This window comes from Candidatus Epulonipiscium viviparus (assembly GCF_000171335.1).
Classification (GTDB): domain Bacteria; phylum Bacillota; class Clostridia; order Lachnospirales; family Cellulosilyticaceae; genus Epulonipiscioides; species Epulonipiscioides viviparus.
The window spans coordinates 1-19,546 of the sequence record NZ_ABEQ01000064.3 but is presented as its reverse complement, the minus strand read 5'-3'; the positions used below and the strand labels follow the sequence as shown (position 1 = coordinate 19,546).

Here is a 19,546-nt window from a genome sequence, read left to right as displayed (position 1 = left end):
TGGTAGATATAATTGGAAAGTCCAAACCAGGGGCACGTGGATTATGCAGTGCCAGCTATAAGACAACGGAGATAAAAGAGCTTCAGGCCAAAGTGGCAAAATCAGATGCAACAGAGGTGAGCGAATTATCTAGCAATGAATTTGGTGAACAATCTTTCACATTTTTTGCTCCAGACGGAGTGCACTGGACAATAGTTGAATGGAAATAAAAATTAATAAGAGAGGGCRTGGATTACCATGCCCTTTTTGAAATTAATTACTGAGGGGGGAGATTTTTAGCTAAATCAAAATTAGTTGTGCATTTTTTTTCACTTATCATATATTCAAATAGTTTTGTGCCAGATAAAAATCTTACTTAACAAAAACATCTTTTTGTAAAAATTATAAGTTAACAAAAAATCTATTGGTAAATGTGCTAGAAATTACAAAACATATTGACAAGAATTATATATTAATTTACTATTTAATACAGGTAATAAAAAYTAAAATAAAAATTGTACAAAAAAATAGTACAAAATAGGAGAAATATGGAATATAAAAAACCAGCAACAATGAGAGACATAGCCGAATTGGCAGGAGTATCAGTTGCAACTGTATCATACGTATTAAATTATTCTGAGAAAGAAAAAATTAGTCATGATACTAGGTTACGGGTATTTGATGCCGCAAAGAAACTAAATTATATACCCAACTTTAACACCAAGTCCTTGACTAAGTCTATACAAACAAATCAAATCGGTATTGTAGTAAACTTAGAAGATAACCAGAGTAAAAATTACTTATTTGAATTATACCGAAAAATTGATCTTCTAAAAACCAATATAAAAATGCTAGGATACGAGGTAGAAATAATATCATTAGCAACTTTACGCAATAATTTTTCCCATATAAATAGCTATATACTTCAAGGAGTTATCTTGTTAAATATAGACTATGCCTCGATAATAGAGCTTTCTTACTACATTTATTTTCCTTTAATTTTATTGGACTGCAATAATAACGATGATTTATTTTATCGAGTCAATACCGATTATCCTATCTTATATCAGCAAGCCGTCGAATTACTTGGCGACAATTTTTTTATCATCATAGAGCCAGATTCCAATCTACTTCATATCAATTCTTTAGAACAATTAGCAACCAAAAATCGCATAATCATAAATCATGATACTAATAAACTTGCCTTGGATCCGACAAAAAATTATTTAGTTTTTGGAGAATGGACGTCTGTTCGATTACTAAATATTTTGCCTGCTAATCAATTGGTCGGAGTGATATCCTGCGCAGATGAAGTTGTTTCTAATATGCAAGTGATTTGTACTGATGCGGTTACTAAAATAACTCGTGTTGTGAAAATTCTTCATAACTTATTAACGTTGCAAATTTTTCATGATGTTCATGACATTCAAGTTCCAAGTTTTATCGTAAAATACTAACTAGATATAATCTCCTTCTCACACGGGAGATTATATTTATGACAATGTATTGAATCAACTGCACATCTTTGATATAATGAATCAAGGAGGAAATTATTATGAAATTATTTTTATTACCAATTGTACTTGGATGCTTTATCGCAGGTTGCTCCAATGAGATAGCAGATAAAATTAGTCTAGCAAATTATACAGAAGTGGGAACCTATCCTATTGTACAGGAAGGCGAAACGGTTTCGTTTACAGCTTTTGCGCCTCTTCGACCAAGCGTTACTACATACGAGACCAATCCTTTCACTGCATATATGGAAGACTTAACAGGAGTTACTATTGATTTTATAGAAGTCACTGGTGCGGATTCAAAACAAAAATTTAATGTGATGATGACTAGTGGAGACTACACTGATGTTATTTTAGACATGTCTCTAGGTCTTTCGGAGTTGCTATTATATGGTCAGCAGGGCATATTTTTGCCTCTAAACGATTTGATCGATCAGTATGCTCCGAATATTAAGAAGGCTTTGGATGAAAATCCTATGGTTAGAAATAATTGGACTATGGAAGATGGCAATTTATATGTCGTTCCCAGAATTGGTGGCGCTACTCACTCTCAAACTTCTTATAGAATGTGGCTAAATCAACAATGGCTCAATAATTTAAACCTAGAAGTTCCAGAAACTACAGAAGAGTTTTATCAGGTGCTAAAGGCTTTTAAAGAGCAGGACGCAAATAACAATGGCGATCCCAACGACGAAATTCCACTGTCGGGTTCCATAAAAGCGTGGAACGGTGACCCGATGCCCTTTATATTAAACGCATTTATTCCAGCATCCCCATCTACTGGATACATTAACGTCGATGCAAATGGACAATTATATTATGTTAAAGCTAGTCCTGAGTTTAAAGAATATCTTAAATATATGAACAAATTATATTCTGAAGGCTTATTGGATGAACTCGTTTTCTCGCAAGGCAAAGACGAATTGCTAAAGCTTGGCTCAAATCCTGAGATTTCTATATTGGGAGCAACCGGAGGCGGATCCGCATCGGTCATTGCCAATATAGCCGACAAAGATCGCTGGACACAGTATATCGCGTTGCCTCCTCTAGAAGGTCCGGAAGGCGTTATTTCTGCTGCACACACTCCCAATTATGGCATGTCTTCTATGGTTATTACCAATAAATGCCAAAACCCAGAAGCCGTTATGAGATATTTTGATTATATGTACACGGCAGAGGGAAGAATTTTTAATACTCTAGGTTTTTTGAATGAGGGAAGATACGTTCTCGCACCAGAGGGCGCCGTCAATCTTATAAACGAACCAGCAAAATATACGAGAATTTCTGGAGATCAAGTAACAAATTTGTCTTGGAATAGTATGGGCCCTTTATATAATTGGGATGGATATGAATTAGAATTCGAAGTTACGCAACCTCCAGAGCATGATATCGAGTATGTATTATATAATTCTGCAGTAAACGACTATCTCCCTGTAGCGCAAGATGAAAAAACGATGTTGCCGAAGTTGGCATATAATACTGAGGAATCAAGAATTATTGTGGATATCGTAACTAATTTAAATTTATATGTAGATCAAGCTGTTGCTGAATTTATTACTGGCAAAAAAGATATCGATGCGAGTTGGGATGAATATATAGCTCAATTAGCAAAACTTGGGTTGGCGGAGTATTTAGCAGTAAACCAGAGTGCATATGACCGAAAAATGGAAAGCTTAAATTAATTTTTAAAACTGCAAAAATTTCCATATTTTAACTTAACGAGTTTTTTTTTTAACCTTAACGAGTTTTTTTTAACAAGTCCGTAATAAGTTTTCGGTGATAACTATTTACTTAACAATCTTTTTCAGGTTTTTTTTTTGAATATTTTATGCTTATTTTTATATAATATATCATATATTAACTATTTGTTTTATTGTAAAAATGCATAAATGAAATTCAGCAATAAAATTAATAGTTAAAATCATTACACTAATATGAGGTGAGGACAAAATGGATTTTAATGGCGTATTTCATAGAACTTCTGAACACATGTGTTATCCACTTAATGTTAATGAGCTTGTAATCAATATTAAAACCGGATATGACGTTGATAAAGTATATATCTGGCACGGTGACCCATACGAATATGGCATTATGGGTGGTAGCGCAAAATGGAAAGGTACCAAAGCCGAAATACCTTTCAAAAAAGATTTAGATACTCAAGTTTGGTGGACCACTACTATAACCCCTCCGTTTAAACGCTGCAAATATTACTTTGAACTGCATTCCAAAGACGAAATTTGGTATTACTTCGAAGATGGTATTATTAGCAAAGAGCAACTCGATCGCAATAAAAAAACTCTACAATATTTTATCATGCCTTGGATGAATATTATCGATATTCAAACCACTCCAAATTGGGTTAATGATACGGTCTGGTATCAGATATTTCCTGATCGTTTTTATAAATATCGCGACGACTCAACAGCGGTACCTTGGCGCGAGGATGGCCCAGTTAAAAACGAAGAAAGGTTTGGTGGCGATATTCTAGGCATCACCAGCAAACTCTCTTATTTGCAAGATTTGGGAATTACTGGAATTTACTTTACACCTATGATGGATGCTGAGTCTACTCATAAATATGATACAACAGACTATACTAAAATTGATCCCAGTTTTGGGTCTAATCAAGACTTCAAAAAATTAGTTGCAGCCGCACATGAAAAAGGCATCAAAATTATGGTGGACGCCGTTTTTAATCATAGCGGTCGCAAATTTAAGCCTTGGCTAGATGTTATGAAGAACGGCGATGCCTCAAAATATAAAGACTGGTTTATGGTAAACAATTGGGATGAGGTATCTAAGCGAGGCGATACTCGAGACGGCCGTTTTTACTCCTTTGCATTTACTGATGGTATGCCAAAGTTAAACACCAACAACGATGAGGTRATCGAATATTTTTGCCAGATCTGCGAGTTATGGATTCAAGAATTTGATATCGATGCCATTCGATTTGATGTCGGAAACGAAGTTTCTCATGCTTTCTTAAGAAAAATTAGACAACGAACCCACGCGTTAAAGCCAGAGATCTATTTGCTAGGAGAAATTTGGCACAACTCCATTAATTGGCTCCAGGGAGATGAGTATGATTCAGTAATGAATTACCCAATGACTAGCAGCGTTTCGGACTTTTTTATGGATGAAAAATTGACCAACCAAACTTTGAAGCATAAAATTAACCGCTGCTACACCATGTATATGCAACAAACTAACAACGTGCTCTTTAATCTCATCGACAGCCACGACACTCAAAGGCTTATTAATCTATGCAACGGGAACATCGACCAGGCTTTACAGCAGCTTGCGATCCTCTTTACAATGCCCGGAAGCCCTTGTATATATTATGGCACCGAAGTTTTTCTCGAAGGCAAACACGACCCAGATTGTCGACGTTGCATGCCATGGGAAAAAATCGAGACTCCGCAATACCAAGCTCGAATCGAAAAGGTTAAGCAGTTGATTCATATCCGCAAAACCGAAAATGCCTCCAAAAGTTTACATTACCATTTCACCAACAGTATTCCAAATCCTCGATGCGTAGAATACATTAAACTAGAACACGACCGCGAAGACTTGCGCATTATACTGAATTGCTCCACAGAAGATCTGACCCTAGACATTGTTGGCAAAATTTTATACGAAAACAAGTTACAGGGAAGCGTACTGAAACCTGATGGAGTGGTAATTTTAAAACTATAGATTGGCATCATCAGCTATTAAGAAATTCGTTACTACATCATCGACCGTTGCATCCGCTGGTACATCACAAGTCACATTATAACAGTTGCTAAAAAAATTTTTATTAAAGGTGGCGCGTTACAATTTAATTGAGCTGTTATAGTTAATACGCTGCCTATATATAAATTGCTTATATATAAATTGCTTATATATAAATTGCCTATATATATAAATTGCCAATAAATACATGATGCTAATTTAATTTTTTGGTCAATACTATATGCTATAGACATGAATTTGGAAGGGGAGAGAAAAATATGAAAAAATTTAAATGTTTAATGATGGCAATGCTGATGACCACCACAATGTCTGGATGCTTCTTTGGTGGCGATGATGAGGCAGAAACAATTGTTGCACCAAACGATATTTCTGCAGACGGCATCGATGCTAAGATCACAGTTCAGGCCGAGGCTTCTTGGGTACCACACTACGAAGCTGCCGTCGCTCGAGTATTAGCAGAAAATCCATTATCCGAAATCGAAATCATTGAAATCGGACCATTTGATGTATATGATTTGATCGATTCCACATCTATTACGAATAAAGATATACCAGATGTGTTTGCAATACCATTGGATAGAATTTATGGAATGGCGCAAAACGAGGTACTTGCTACAATTGATGCTCCAGCTATGGCTGCCAAACTTGGCGGATGGGACAATTTTGATGGCGGACTCGGCGGAGCTTTTAAAATTGATGGGCACTATTTGGCGTTTCCATTTAATATAGAATCGTTAATAGTGTACGCAAACACAGCGAACGCTAAGGCACATGGAATAGATATCTACAAACCAATTGAATTTAGTGATTTGGAATATCAAGATATGTTAAGCGTGGTTCACGACGCTTGGTATGGTGTTTCATTTACAAATGCTGTTAACTTAAACTTGTTGAGTATGAGTCCAGACGGAACATTCACTTCTGATTTAACCAAAAACTTCTCGCAACTAACTACAAAGCAACAAGAATTTTTTACAACGCTTTATGATTACTGGAAAGATCACTACGACGCGGCAACAGACCTTTGGGATAAGAGTGCAGCTTGGGGATATATTGATGCTGCATTTACAACCGGCGGACCTACTTCTATTCGTCTAGACGGACCTTGGGCTGGTCCAGCTATGGCAGAGAAAACAAATAATGGTGCTGATTTAGAGATACTTCCTTTGGATCAAGTTTTAATTAACGGAGATCCACTCACTCACTGGAAAAGCGGATGGGGACTTGCTATAAACGCGAGACTAGAAGAAGACCCTAATAAAATGGCGCTGGCACAAGAATTAATTATGGAAATTGTAAACCCAGATCATGCAGAACTTTTATTTGAAACAACAGGAAAAATTTTAGAGAATGTCTCTGTTGATGAATATAACCTCTCCAATCTTAGCCCTATGAACAAACTGATTATTGACGCTACAATTGAGTCTTATGACAAAGCTGTTGCTAGACCGTTGTTTACCGAGTGGGGTCAAGTTTGGGGTACTTGGCAAAACGCGTTGCTCTCTTGGTCTTCAACAAAACCTAAAAACGTAGAAGAAGCATACGCACAAGTTCAGGCTTCATTTAAATCGATGATGGCAGGATTCTAGAAAGGATTGTGATTAATGTTTGCGAGCACTAAGATGCCGCAATCGATTTTTTATAGTATTGTGATTGCTTGTTCCGTCTTAATTTTTTGTGAGTGTATACAAGTTTTATGGCGTTCAGGCAATCCAGAATATTTTGAACTTTGGGGAGATCAGTATATGCTGATTCTGTATGGTCATTTTTTTGAAAGACTAACAGTTCCGGTATTAATGGCGTTATATACTTACGTTACTTTTGCAAAACTACGGGTAGGAAAATTATTTTGCGTCGTATGGGAAGTTATGCTAATAGGTGGCCTAATTTCTGTTGCAATGGAACAAGATTTCGCCAATATTCTATACTATATCAAATTAATGGCATATGGCATCAATATGGTAATTTTATTAAAACTTTGGCAAATTATAGAAAATGATTTAGATACAAAAAAAGCAAAACTACGAGCAAGAGATGAAGATTTCGTGAAAATAAAGCATCTATAAGGATTTGTTGTTAATGATAAAGGAGGAGGACATTTGGAGCAAAAACTTTATGACTATATAGGCAATGCTTATAATCGCAAAAATCTATATTTGAATGACATAGCAAATTTAGAAAATGAGATTGCACACACTAAAGATAGAAAAACCAAATCTGGTTTAAAGAAACAATTGAGTGAGCTAAAAAAGAACAAAGATTCTCATGAATATATCATAAAATTACGAGAGTACGAACAGAAGGAAAAGGTATTTTTAGAAAAATTAAAAACGAGTACCGAAACATTTAAAGCTTCGATAAATTCTGAAAGYAAGCAAGCTGTTGCACTAAAAACAAGATACTTTAAGGCTACTGTAGAAGTTGAATTTTACCAGCCATATGTAGATTTATGCTATGATGCTGAAATGAGGTATAAAAGAGCTGTCGTAGTATTCGAGCAAATGAAAGAAGTAATCGATCATCTTGAGTTGAATTCAAAGGAACTAGAAGAGGCCAAAGCCGCTGCCAACAACAAGGATGCCGAAAAAGAAGCCGCCGGAACACAAGAATACAAGACTCAAAAAGCAGCCATTGAAACGCAGTATAAGGAAAATTTACGGAGCCTCAAAAATAAGAAAAAGCAAGGATTAATTTCGGACAAAGCGATCGAAAACGAAAAACGGCAACTAATTGCTCGAAAGAAAAAAGATATTCTCATTTTACGAAATTCTTTGATTCCATCCAAATATTATGCAGAAGTGATTGAAAACAAAACATATGAAACTACCAAAGCTATTAAACAAAAACTTGCTGTAATCGATGATAACGAATCTAACGTGCTTAGAACTGTACCGTCCGAAATTGATGGCACTCTATCATCTCGTGCATTGGCAACTTGCTTGATACCAGGAGTAGGGCAATATTTAAATGGACAAATCGCTAAGATGTGGATGTTTTTGATAGGATCATTTTTTATCTATGGCATAGCGATTCCGTATGCATGTGGTTTCGGAAACTATCAAGCTGACGGCATTATGAGTCTTTGGTCATTAGCAAACGGCACATCTAAATTAAACAAGTCTATGATTTTTATGGTAGAAGGAATCATTGCACTAGTTTTGATTTTGTTAGCAATCGSAGTTTTAATTATTAGCTATATCGACGTTAAAAGCGTTACCAAAAATATGGTAAAAGGAATTCGCCCTAAAAATTGGTTCGAAACCAAGCGTAGTATTTTGGAAGAAGGCTTTCCTTATTTAGTTTCGCTTCCTGCTTTAATTGTCGTTTTGTTTATAGTTATTGTTCCTCTTTGTACAACCATTTTGCTTTCATTTACAAATATGGATCCCAAGCATCAATCGAAGTTTCAGTGGGTGGGAATGCAAAATTATTTTGAGCTTGCTACTGCAGAAGGCATGATTGGTACAGTGTTCTGGGCAATTTTGGGCTGGACATTGATTTGGACTTTYGTCGCAACAACATTTGCAATTCTATTAGGATTTGGACTTGCATTACTTACCAACAACGAGCGCATTAAAGGCAAAGGATTTTTCAGAGGTRTATTTATTTTACCATGGGCTATCCCAGGTTTTATTAGCATTATGTTCTTTGGAATAATGTTTGCTCGTCAAGGAGTTTTAACTCAGATGTTAAATAATMTTACTGGACTAACGCTGGATATCAAAAAYAATCCAATGCAAACCAGAATCGTTCTGATTTTAATGCAAGGATGGTTGGGTAGTGCGTATGTATTTTTGCTATCGACAGGAGTTTTACAAGCTATCCCGTCGGATCTATACGAAGCGGCACAAATTGATGGGGCCACAGTATGGCAACGACTTGCGAAGATTACTCTGCCAATAGTATTGTTCCAGACCGCACCGCTTTTGATAGGGCAATACACCTTCAATTTTAACAATTTCTCTATTATYTATTTATTTAATGGAGGTGGGCCATTTAATCCATCGGTATATGGAAACCTAGCCGGGTCAACAGACATCCTCATTTCGTATATCTACAARCTAACGATGGATAATCAGCAGCAGGCAGTTGGTGCTGCAGTTACAATGATTATTTCGCTGGCTTTGATGATATTTACGTTTATTGGATTTAAAAATTCGAAAGCATTCAAGGAGGAGTAGACTATGACGTTAAAAAAGAAAAAGTCAAACCTTTATCTTGGAGATCGCCAGCCGTTAAACACTCTTGGTAAAGTGGGGCTTGGGTTTAGTTATGTCGCATTAATCTGTTGGACAATCGCTATTTTGTGGCCAATATACCAGATGGTTGTATCTGCGTTTAATGGTATGCAACAAGAATATATCATTATGAATGGCGGTTTTGAATTTTCAATTGAGCACTTTGAATATATTTTTACCGAAACTTTATATCCAAAATGGATGCTCAATACAATTTTTATATCCGTTGCCACAGCGCTTATAACTTTATTATTTGTRTCATTTACAGGATTTGCATATTCCAGATATCGCTTTAAAGGAAGAAAAGCATCATTGATGACTATTATGTTGATTCAAACTATTCCTGCCTTTGCGGGGCTTACAGCATATTTTACTATGTACTCTATTATTTCTGACGTGCTTCCGTTTTTTTCACGTCAGATGATGCTTATCTTAATATATTCTGCAGGTGGTATTGCAGGTAATACGTTTATTCTCAAAGGGTATTTGGATTCAATTTCTATGGAGCTGGATGACGCGGCCAAAATTGATGGTTGCTCCAACTTAAAAGTATATAGATTAATCATCTTGCCAATTGCCAGACCGATGCTTGCCATCATTGCTCTTTGGTCGTTTCTCGGGCCGTTTATGGACTATCTGCTTCCAAAAGTTATTCTAACAAATCCAGAGTCATATACTCTAGCTGCCGGACTATTTACTTTTATAAATGACCAAGAGAATATGAATGAACCAGCTTTTGCGGCTGGCGGATTGTTAATTGCAGTACCGACGGTTATTCTGTTTACTGTACTTCAAAAGCAATTAATTTCGGGGCTTGCAAGTGGGGCAGTAAAATAGAAAATAAGAATAGGCTTGCTATATAAGCCTACTCTTCAATTGTATTTAAAAAAGGAGGCAGATATTGTGAAGGTTATATTAGATAATATTGGAAAAAAGTATGAAGGGCGTGAAAATTTTACTCTCAGAAACATCAATTTAGAAATAGAAGATAAAGACTTTTGCGTTATACTTGGGCCATCTGGGTGCGGCAAAACCACCTTGTTACGAATGATTGCCGGGTTAAACTCTGTTACAGAAGGAGATTTAATTTTTGGTGATAAGCGAGTAAATAAAGTACCGTCAAAAGATAGAAATATAGCCATGGTATTTCAATCGTACGCACTATATCCTCATATGACAGTATACGATAATATGGCATTCTCGCTTGCTATGAGAAAAGAGCCAAAAAAATTAATTCACGAGCGAGTTATGGAAGCCGCCCAGGTRCTGCAAATCGAAAATTATTTATATTCGAAGCCATCTGATATATCTGGAGGYCAAAGACAAAGAGTGGCGCTAGGCCGAGCCATGGTGCGAAAGCCAAAAGTTTTCCTAATGGACGAACCGCTATCAAACTTAGACGCAAAGTTAAGAGAACATATGAGAGTTGAGCTTGTGAAGCTGCACAAATCACTAGAGACGACTTCTATATACGTAACTCACGACCAAGTAGAAGCCATGACAATGGCAACCAAAATAGTCTTAATGAACGATGGAAAAATACAGCAAGTGGGCAGCCCAGAAGACTTTTATAACAGGCCAGAAAATGTATTCGTTGCTAAATTTATAGGATCCCCAACAATGAATCTTATAGAAGGATCGCTAAAGGATGGGGAATTTGTTTCGCAAGATGGAAAAATTAAGATCACTCCAAATGCAGATGAAATTCTCAAAGCATATGAAGGCAAGCCAGTTTTTGTTGGTATTCGTTCTGAGCGCTTCCTAACAGATAATTTATCTGAAAATGCTTTTGAATGCACATTAGACGTTGTTGAGCTTTTGGGCAAAGAAAAAACTATCCATGCTAAATTTGAAAATGGGCAAAATTTTGTAATTACCACCCCAGGGCATCTGCACTATAAGAGTGGCGAAATGCATCGCTTTGCGTTTGACAAAGATGCGCTACATTTTTTTGACGGCCAAACTCAAGAAAGAATTAATTAATTTTTTTGTATTTCATGTTTAATTTTAAATATTTTAGGTAATAATAACATTAGAAAGAATCTTTGTCATGGGAGATTCTTTCGACAAACAGAGAAAGCGCTTAAATGTGCTATTTAGAATGTTTTTACAATTGGACTACAAAATAAGACTATGAATGATCTTCCGCGAGAGGATCATTCATCTACATAATATCTTTACAGCCTTGAAAATATCTCAAATCACTGCTACTCTTACACGTATCMCAATATAAAAGGAGATCTGCAAATGAAATTTAGTTATGGTTGCAATGACCTCAAAGACAAGTTGCGAGCAGAAGAAAATGTGTTTTTACTGACCAATGGATTGGGTGGATATTCTTCACTAACATTGGCAAATTCTTTAACTAGAAATGATCACGCACTTCTTATGGCCGCCATAAAAGCTCCAGACATACGCATTAATATGGTTAGTAGGCTGGACGAAGAAATTATTATTGATGGCAAATACTTTAATTTAAGTTCACAAAAGTTTGTGGATTATAGCAAAAATTTAGACGGAGAAAAGTATTTAATAAATGTGACACAAGAATATATTATTGCCTTCACCTATCTCGTTGAAGGCATCGAAATTACAAAAGAAATCGTATTAGCTCATGGAGAAAATACAGTGGGCATTAAATATTCTATCTACAATCCTGCCAAAAAGACGGTAACTTTACATGTAACACCGTATTATCAGTTTGTAGAACGCGGTTCACTGTTACAAACTTTTCAAGAATTTTCCATTTCGGATAACAAAGTAGAGTCTAATGGTATGGCGCTCTTTATCACAACTACTGCCACTGACGTGCTTGAAAATGATTTGGAATTTGTACGCGATTTATACTTTAATTATGATGCGCGAGATGGCCGTTTTGCATATGGTTGCGCGGCAAAGAAGCTTACGTATTGCTACGACATAAGCGATTCTACCGAGGTTGATTTAATATTTTCGACCCAAAACACTAACACCAATGTAACCAGTCTCATAAAAGATGAATATTATCGCCTCGAAAAATTATTTAGGATAAGCAATGCGACAAGCGATCTTGCCAAAACATTGGTACGTGCCAGCGATGCATATGTAGTACAACGCGAGTCGGTTGATGGGTTGACACTAATAGCTGGCTATCCGTTTTTTTTGGATTGGGGTCGAGACACAATGTATACTATAGAAGGTGCTTGCATCGCAACAAATCGATTTGAACAAAGCGAAAATATATTGCAAACCTTCGTAAAATATCTACACAATGGCATAATGCCAAATCTGTTTCCAGAAGGAGATAACCCACCTTTATACAACACCGTAGATGCTTCGTTGTTATTTATTCAGGCTGTATACTTACACTATAAAAAAAGTGACGACATCGAGTTTGTCAAAAGAATGTATCCTGCAATAGTCGAAATAATCGATAGCTACAAAAATGGCACCGACTTCGATATCAAAATGGATACCGATGGACTGATTACAGCAGGTAGCGGGCTCATGCAACTTACCTGGATGGATGTTAGATATGAGAATATATTGCCAACGCCTCGACATGGAAAACCCGTGGAAATCAATGCCTACTGGTACAGCGGCTTATGCATATTAGAAAAACTTGGAAATTTAATTGGAGAACCCGTCGCTGAATATACTGCCCTCATAGAGACTACTAAAATCAATTTTGTCAATAAATTTTATAATGCAAGTAAAAAATGTTTGAAAGATGTAGTTTCGGGAAACGATTACGACAATCAGATAAGGTGTAATCAAATTTGGGCGGTCTCTGTACCTTTTTCGCCACTGCCTGATCATATYGCCGAAGAAGTTGTAACCTGCGTATACGAAAAACTTTATACTCCATATGGACTCCGCACTCTCGCGGTTGAAGATGCTGAATTTGTTGCAGAATACAGCGGCAATCTAAAAAAACGCGATTTGTCATATCACCAAGGAACCGTGTGGCCATTTCCACTAGGCTCATATTTCAGAGCTTACCTAAAAGTTAATCACTATAGCGATGCCGCTGTTAAATTAGTAACAAAGCAAATAGATCATTTTGCCGATTGCCTACGAGAAGGTTGCGTCGGACAAATCGCCGAAATATACGACGGAATGTTTCCTGCCATTTCTAGAGGCTGCTTTGCCCAAGGTTGGAGTGTATGCGAAATTTTAAAAATAGTTTTAGAAYTAAATATATAATGAAGGAGTAAATCAATGAACTTTTATTTTGATGATTATAATGTGATTACTAGCGACGATTTTAATGGCAAGGCAATATTTTTGGATGGAGCACAAGAACACGGCTTAGTATTTTTTCACAGTAGCTGCACATTGCCGATAGAAATAAGCCTTCGCAAAAAATATTACATCCAGATCGATGATGCTACCTATCCTGTAGAATATCGTTTTATTGTTCATACCAAAAAGTTTGAGCAGGACAATAAGTATGATGGGCAATTGGGCAGTTTTTATTACGGAGAATATAGTGAATTTTTTGCTTGGGCACCTACCGCATTTAGTGTTAACGTTTGCTTTACCGATGATACCACATATGAGATGCGATATATCGGCAATGGTGTATACTATGCAAAAATCCGAAGAGATTTGGAAGGTGTTGGGTATATGCTAGAAGTTGAGCATCTAACAAAAGAGAAAACTCTCGATCCTTATTCTAGGTCTGGAGCCATAAATTCCCTTTACAATTATGTAGTAAATCCTAAAAAAGTCATTCCAAGAAAATCGTTTTTAACAGTACCTGAGCGAGATTCTATTATATACGAAACGCATATTCGGGACTTTACCACCGACCCAAAATGCAATTTTGAGCATCCCGGAAAGTTCAAAGGGTTTATAGAATCGGGGATCACAACTAACTTTCAAAAAATAGCTGGCTACGATTACATTAAAAGTCTCGGTATAACTCACATACAATTATTGCCTATATTCGATTTCGGGTCCATCGATGAGCGCGACAAATCTAGAGAATACAATTGGGGMTATGATCCTGTTCAATACAATGTTATGGAAGGCAAGTATAGTTGCAATCAAAATGATCCATACGAACGCATTAACGAACTAATCACGCTGGTTAACACTTGCCATGATGATGGGATTGGAGTAATAATGGATGTAGTCTATAACCATGTTCATGCTCTACAAGAATTTTCCTACGAAAAGTTGGTGCCATACTATTACTTTAGATATAATAATGGGAGCCCTGGAAATGCATCGGGATGCGGTAACGAGGTCGCATCAGAAAGGTTTATGGTGCGCAAATTTATTGTTGATTCGCTAGCTTATTTGACAGAAACATTTGGCTTTGCTGGCTATAGATTTGATCTGATGGGCATTCACGATATACAAACCATGCAACTGATAAAAGATACTCTAACCAAAATTAATCCCAATATATATTTATATGGCGAAGGATGGAATATGCATACAGTAATTCCAGATGAGCAATGCGCTATTCAGTCAAACTTTGCCCAAATACCTACTATCGGATTTTTTAACGACGAATTTAGAAATAAATGTAAACAGCTAATTATCGGCCATGTTACTAGCAATCTAGAAGATGTGGTACGAGAATTGCTTACGGCTTCCAATTATTCGTCTCCACTACAAAGTATAGCGTACGTATCGTGCCATGATAATTATACGCTATTCGATGAGCTCTATTATGTTTTCGAGGAACACACTTCAGACATTCTACGCCAAATGCAACTGGCATATACCTTTATATTGCTAGGTCAGGGAGTGCCGTTTTTACATGGCGGTTGCGAAGGGCAGCGAACCAAGCTGGGCATCGAAAATTCGTATAAGAGCAGTGAGGAGATCAACCGCATTAAGTATGATGAGCTGAATTACGAATTGATAGATTTTGTAAAAGGGTTAATTGCATTCAGAAAAGARCATCATGATTATTTCTTTGACACTGCGACAGACGTTGCGGAATACACTAGTATAAAAGTAGTTGATAACACAGTATTTTACCAAATAAARGATTTACTGATAACAATCAATATGTCCAAAGATGAGAGCATTCCTGTCTACACTACTCAAAAAAATATTTAAAAACTTTCAGAAAAAGTGTAACCTTTTAAGAAGATCGTCATATGATAGTATCAGGAAATGAATTTTTCCAGAAATCTGTACTTCTGAAGATGACCTAAATAACATATGATAAGATACCTCCCTTCCCCCTCTTGAATATGAGGGGGCCTTTTTGGATTATCAGTATAACGTTTCATTTTAGGCTCACTAAGCGGAAACGTCTCTGAACCAATTTTGATCCACACGTCTGGTAAATCTATTTCGTCAAATGTAGTAAACTCGCTTTCGCATCTTGCTGCGCGGTAGACCAATGTCGGTAGCCACGAATTAGATTGCCATTTTTTTGACGCGGCTGATCTATAAATGTAGGAGGATAATCTCGAATATCTGGATACAAATTATCTCCCCCATTAAATAAAGCAAGGTAGGTTAGCCCCATCCCCTCTCTGGCACATGCATCGGCCAGGTAACGTTGTCCTTTAATATATTGGCTGGGCTCACCACCTGCATAAAAGTTTACGAAATCGTCAGACAGTTTGCTATCTAAACTTATGGTATTAAATCCCATTTTTTTAGATCCGCAACAGCGTTGTCAAAGCGCCATAAATCAGAGTAATATGGCTCAAAAAAATTGCCTACCCACATATTAAATACAGGTCTGTTCTTACCATTAGCTATTGCGTTAGTTGATATTAACATAACTGTTCTTTTCGTCAAGTCCTCTTATTAAGATTTCATCCTTCGAGCATCCAATTCTCTGTTCTTGCGGTAAAATTCTTTTTTATCTGCATACATAGCAAAGTCGGCCTGCTCTTGCGCCTTTTCCCAATGTTCAACACTAGACCCCTCGCACAATGATATTCCAACCGCTATATTAGCGCCAGCAATGTCATCTGCGCATAATTCTGTTAAGTGCAATCTCATATTATGTATATACTTATGCGCTCGCGTTTTATTGTGATGATTAAATAATACGACAAATTCATCTCCGCCAATTCTATATATCACATGGTCTTTTTTTGAATCTAGAGCTAGTGCTTTTGCCGCTGAACTAATATAAAAATCTCCAAGCTTATGCCCATACTTATCATTTATCATCTTAAGTCCGTTTAAATCTGCCAGCATTACCATATAGTTTTGCAAAGCATTTCGCTGTATTAGGTTGTTAACATCCAAATCATACGCAATACGATTTTTGAGCCCCGTTAACGAATCCGTATTATAGATATCCTGAAAATGTGGATTTGATATTCTTTGAAACATTATCCGTGATATCACAGATGCAATAAAGCACACCACACCAATAAATATGACTGTAAAATTTCTGAGCTTAATATACAGGGCGTATTGGTCTCCTGCAGAAAATTCTAATCCCAAAGCGCCTATTACGCTTCCATCCATGGCATAGCGTATTGGGTAGTATGCTACAAAAACTTCACCCCATTCGGTAAGCAAAATCTCTCCAGATAATACTGCATTGCCAGTCATCGCAGTCATTAAATCTGGCTTAAACTCTTCTTCTATCAAATCTCCAGGTACTCTAAAATCGGGACTAGATTGCGGAAGCCCATCAACGTGATAGATTAATTCTTTGTTTTCGTTGTATGTTGCTGTATAAAGATATTTCGCCCCGGTAGCTTCTCGAGCATTCTTCAAAAAAACATGTGTATCCATATAGAGCTGACCGCTCATATCGCTCTGCTCTGTTATCTCTGTAAATATCGTAGGATTCATATTTGCCTCCACGTATTGTAAAACCGCATCTCCTCTATCCTCTAACGATACTAGCATGTTATCATAGCTCGTATTATAAACAAATATTGCAACCAAGGAACACGAAATACTGATAATTACTAACATCAGAATCGACACTTGATAATCTAATCGCGATGACTTTAGTTTTTTGAAGTTTTGTAACATTTAAAATATTGTGGTAGTTGCAACTCTGGCAATTGGATGTGCATACATACCTCATTCTCCTTTTCCAAGTTTTTYCTATTGCCGTTAGTTACAGTTTAAATACTTAAATAAAATTTGTCAATAGAATAAGACAAGAACAAAAAATTAATAATTTTTCACCATATCCATAACAATTTGTTCCCAATCACGTAAAGTTTGTAAACTATAATTACAAGTACTAATATCCTTGAGCGTTATCTCAACATTACAAGAATTCTTGTTGCAAGCATCCAAAATTTTGCCAAGCTCTGCTTTGATTAGGTCTTTATCTAGCACCGCAGTTGCCACATTTGCGGGGTTCGGCTTAGATGCTATTACGTATTTTTTGCCGATCACTTCTGCCGCATTTTCCACGTCTGCCCATGGTGTTATCGAAATCTTTCGCAAGTTCGGAATCTTCTCTACGATGTCAACTTTTTTATCCAGCGGTTCGCAGCATCCATAGTATACTAATCCACATTTTCCAACGGTTCTTTTCATAAATTCGATATCATATTCGTCGTGCATATCTTTGCCCACAGAGCCAAATATTTGCGCCGCACCTCTGCCCCAGACGTCTTTGCGTTTTAGAGGCTCTCCTGGAACGTAGTCTTTTGCTGGCAAATCGTCGGTATATGGCGATGTGTGAATTGCTAATTCTCTCAATATTTTTACATCCATAATACACACTCTATCTTTGTTATAGTGTTGCTTTCAAAAATCCATACTCGGCTAATGTTTGGCGCATAGAATTTACAATTGTAGGATATGCCTTTGCGACATTGTCTTGTTGCTTTATATCAAAGTCCAAATTGAATAGTTGATCCTCAGGGCCATTGCCAAAGTCGCGTTGATTCGGAATATCTTCATACACCTGAGCACTCTTAGGCAAAAATACCCATTGATTTTGACGTAACATTACCACTTTATCATTATTTTCGAACATCACTTCGCTTCTACCAATGCTATCTTTGCCCATAAATGCATTTAGCATGTTGAGACTGTCYACATCTGCAACATCCACATTTATCAGATTGGCAAACGAGGCCAGTAGGTCGRCTTGGCTCACTATGGCAGGAGAAATCGTCTTCGCTGTATGTCCCTTCCAAGACAATATAAAAGGAATACGCACTCCGCCTTCGTATTTACTATACTTTCCGGCTCTAAATGGTCCAGCTGGCTTATGCTTTCCTGCAAGCTCAAATGCGTGATCGTTATAGCCATCGTCAAATACTGGTCCGTTATCGCTAGAAATTATTATTATCGTATCCTCTAATAAATTTTTCTCCTTTAGATAAGCCACGATTTCTCCAACAGTGTAATCAAATTCTGCTATCACATCGCCTCGAGGCCCCATCTCTGTGGCTCCCACAAATTTTGGATTTGCCAATCTTGGAACGTGTGGCTGATGCGCGGCAAAGTATAAGAAAAACGGTGCCTGATCACTAGAGTCCATAAACTCTTTTGCCTGTGTTAAAAAAGTATCAGTCAACTCTTCGTCTTTCCAGATCGCTGCCTTTCCGCCTTTCATATACCCAATGCGTCCTACRCCATTTACTATCATATTTGAGTGCCCGTGAGTAGATGTAATTCTCAACTTGTCGGGATCTTTTTTATATGTGTCTATCTGATCAATAAACGAACATTTGTCTTCTGCTCCATAAAAAACCGTCATCGGATCGTCCGCATCTAAGTTGTGCACGTGATGATTTTTTACAAACACTGTTGGTACTCTGTCATTTGTTCCCGGAAATATAAACGAATAATCAAATCCGACATCATTTGGAGTGTGCTCGATATATCCGTTCCAATCGACTGCTCCATCGCCAAGCCCCAAGTGCCATTTGCCTATAACCGCAGTATTATATTCTGCTGCCTTAAACATTTTCGGAAGCGTAATTTGTTCTTTAGATATTAAGCAATGCTGCGCATTTCCTGGCAAAATTCTAATCTGATTATTTGAAAATGGGTATTGCCCTGTTAGAAGTCCGTATCTGGCTGGTGTACACACCGAAGAAGTCGAGTATGCTTGCTGAAACCGAACCCCCTCTTCTGCCAACGCATCGATATTCGGGGTCTTTATATCCTTCTGCCCCATAG

Annotated in this window: 15 protein-coding genes; 11 read left to right on the top strand and 4 right to left on the bottom strand. The window is 37.0% G+C overall.

Annotated elements, in window-relative coordinates; genetic code table 11:
* The 11 genes from EPU_RS13970 to pulA all read left to right on the top strand — a co-directional run.
* A partial coding sequence (locus tag EPU_RS13970; protein ID WP_010168699.1) for a hypothetical protein occupies positions 1 to 209 on the top strand: 209 nt, incomplete at its 5' end.
* Between the two features lie 318 nt (positions 210 to 527).
* Complete coding sequence (locus EPU_RS09195) at positions 528 to 1,436, top strand: LacI family DNA-binding transcriptional regulator (protein WP_010168697.1); 909 nt, start codon at positions 528 to 530, stop codon at positions 1,434 to 1,436.
* 98 nt (positions 1,437 to 1,534) lie between these two features.
* Positions 1,535 to 3,175, top strand: coding sequence for an extracellular solute-binding protein (locus tag EPU_RS09190; RefSeq protein WP_010168695.1), 1,641 nt, complete (start codon positions 1,535 to 1,537; stop codon positions 3,173 to 3,175).
* 268 nt (positions 3,176 to 3,443) lie between these two features.
* Positions 3,444 to 5,192: a glycoside hydrolase family 13 protein gene (locus EPU_RS09185; RefSeq protein ID WP_010168693.1), complete on the top strand. Its 1,749-nt coding sequence runs from the start codon at positions 3,444 to 3,446 to the stop codon at positions 5,190 to 5,192.
* Between the two features lie 296 nt (positions 5,193 to 5,488).
* Positions 5,489 to 6,820, top strand: a complete 1,332-nt coding sequence (locus EPU_RS09180; protein WP_010168691.1) for a sugar ABC transporter substrate-binding protein — start codon at positions 5,489 to 5,491, stop codon at positions 6,818 to 6,820.
* A 156-nt stretch (positions 6,821 to 6,976) separates the two neighbouring features.
* Positions 6,977 to 7,297, top strand: a complete 321-nt coding sequence (locus EPU_RS09175) for a hypothetical protein (protein WP_156778422.1) — start codon at positions 6,977 to 6,979, stop codon at positions 7,295 to 7,297.
* Between the two features lie 33 nt (positions 7,298 to 7,330).
* Entirely contained in the window at positions 7,331 to 9,412 is a 2,082-nt protein-coding gene (locus EPU_RS12815) for a carbohydrate ABC transporter permease (RefSeq protein ID WP_052296500.1), read from the top strand.
* Between the two features lie 3 nt (positions 9,413 to 9,415).
* Complete coding sequence (locus EPU_RS09165) at positions 9,416 to 10,306, top strand: sugar ABC transporter permease (RefSeq protein WP_010168686.1); 891 nt, start codon at positions 9,416 to 9,418, stop codon at positions 10,304 to 10,306.
* A 63-nt stretch (positions 10,307 to 10,369) separates the two neighbouring features.
* Positions 10,370 to 11,452, top strand: a complete 1,083-nt coding sequence (locus EPU_RS09160; protein WP_198006414.1) for an ABC transporter ATP-binding protein — start codon at positions 10,370 to 10,372, stop codon at positions 11,450 to 11,452.
* Positions 11,453 to 11,716: 264 nt separating this feature from the next.
* Positions 11,717 to 13,654, top strand: coding sequence for an amylo-alpha-1,6-glucosidase (locus EPU_RS09155; RefSeq protein WP_029488298.1), 1,938 nt, complete (start codon positions 11,717 to 11,719; stop codon positions 13,652 to 13,654).
* A 15-nt stretch (positions 13,655 to 13,669) separates the two neighbouring features.
* Positions 13,670 to 15,529: a type I pullulanase gene (gene pulA / locus EPU_RS12145; RefSeq protein WP_052296499.1), complete on the top strand. Its 1,860-nt coding sequence runs from the start codon at positions 13,670 to 13,672 to the stop codon at positions 15,527 to 15,529.
* A 235-nt stretch (positions 15,530 to 15,764) separates the two neighbouring features.
* Here pulA and EPU_RS09145 read toward each other — a convergent pair whose 3' ends face one another.
* The 4 genes from EPU_RS09145 to EPU_RS12130 all read right to left on the bottom strand — a co-directional run.
* Positions 15,765 to 16,076 (bottom strand): hypothetical protein, encoded by a 312-nt coding sequence (locus tag EPU_RS09145; protein ID WP_010168678.1) that lies wholly within the window; start codon positions 16,074 to 16,076, stop codon positions 15,765 to 15,767.
* A 158-nt stretch (positions 16,077 to 16,234) separates the two neighbouring features.
* Positions 16,235 to 17,242 (bottom strand): GGDEF domain-containing protein, encoded by a 1,008-nt coding sequence (locus tag EPU_RS12140; protein ID WP_052296498.1) that lies wholly within the window; start codon positions 17,240 to 17,242, stop codon positions 16,235 to 16,237.
* A 330-nt stretch (positions 17,243 to 17,572) separates the two neighbouring features.
* Positions 17,573 to 18,127 (bottom strand): hypothetical protein, encoded by a 555-nt coding sequence (locus tag EPU_RS12135; RefSeq protein WP_010168672.1) that lies wholly within the window; start codon positions 18,125 to 18,127, stop codon positions 17,573 to 17,575.
* A gap of 19 nt (positions 18,128 to 18,146) precedes the next feature.
* On the bottom strand, positions 18,147 to 19,546 hold a 1,400-nt coding region (locus EPU_RS12130), incomplete at its 5' end, for a sulfatase-like hydrolase/transferase (protein WP_010168670.1).

Bases quoted from the DNA above. Each gene is read 5' to 3' on its own strand.
- EPU_RS09195 (WP_010168697.1), top strand. From the start codon at position 528: ATGGAATATAAAAAACCAGCAACAATGAGAGACATAGCCGAATTGGCA.
- EPU_RS09190 (WP_010168695.1), top strand. From the start codon at position 1,535: ATGAAATTATTTTTATTACCAATTGTACTTGGATGCTTTATCGCAGGT.
- EPU_RS09180 (WP_010168691.1), top strand. From the start codon at position 5,489: ATGAAAAAATTTAAATGTTTAATGATGGCAATGCTGATGACCACCACA.
- EPU_RS09175 (WP_156778422.1), top strand. From the start codon at position 6,977: ATGCTGATTCTGTATGGTCATTTTTTTGAAAGACTAACAGTTCCGGTA.
- EPU_RS09145 (WP_010168678.1), bottom strand. From the start codon at position 16,076: ATGGGATTTAATACCATAAGTTTAGATAGCAAACTGTCTGACGATTTC.
- EPU_RS12140 (WP_052296498.1), bottom strand. From the start codon at position 17,242: ATGAATCCTACGATATTTACAGAGATAACAGAGCAGAGCGATATGAGC.
- EPU_RS12135 (WP_010168672.1), bottom strand. From the start codon at position 18,127: ATGGATGTAAAAATATTGAGAGAATTAGCAATTCACACATCGCCATAT.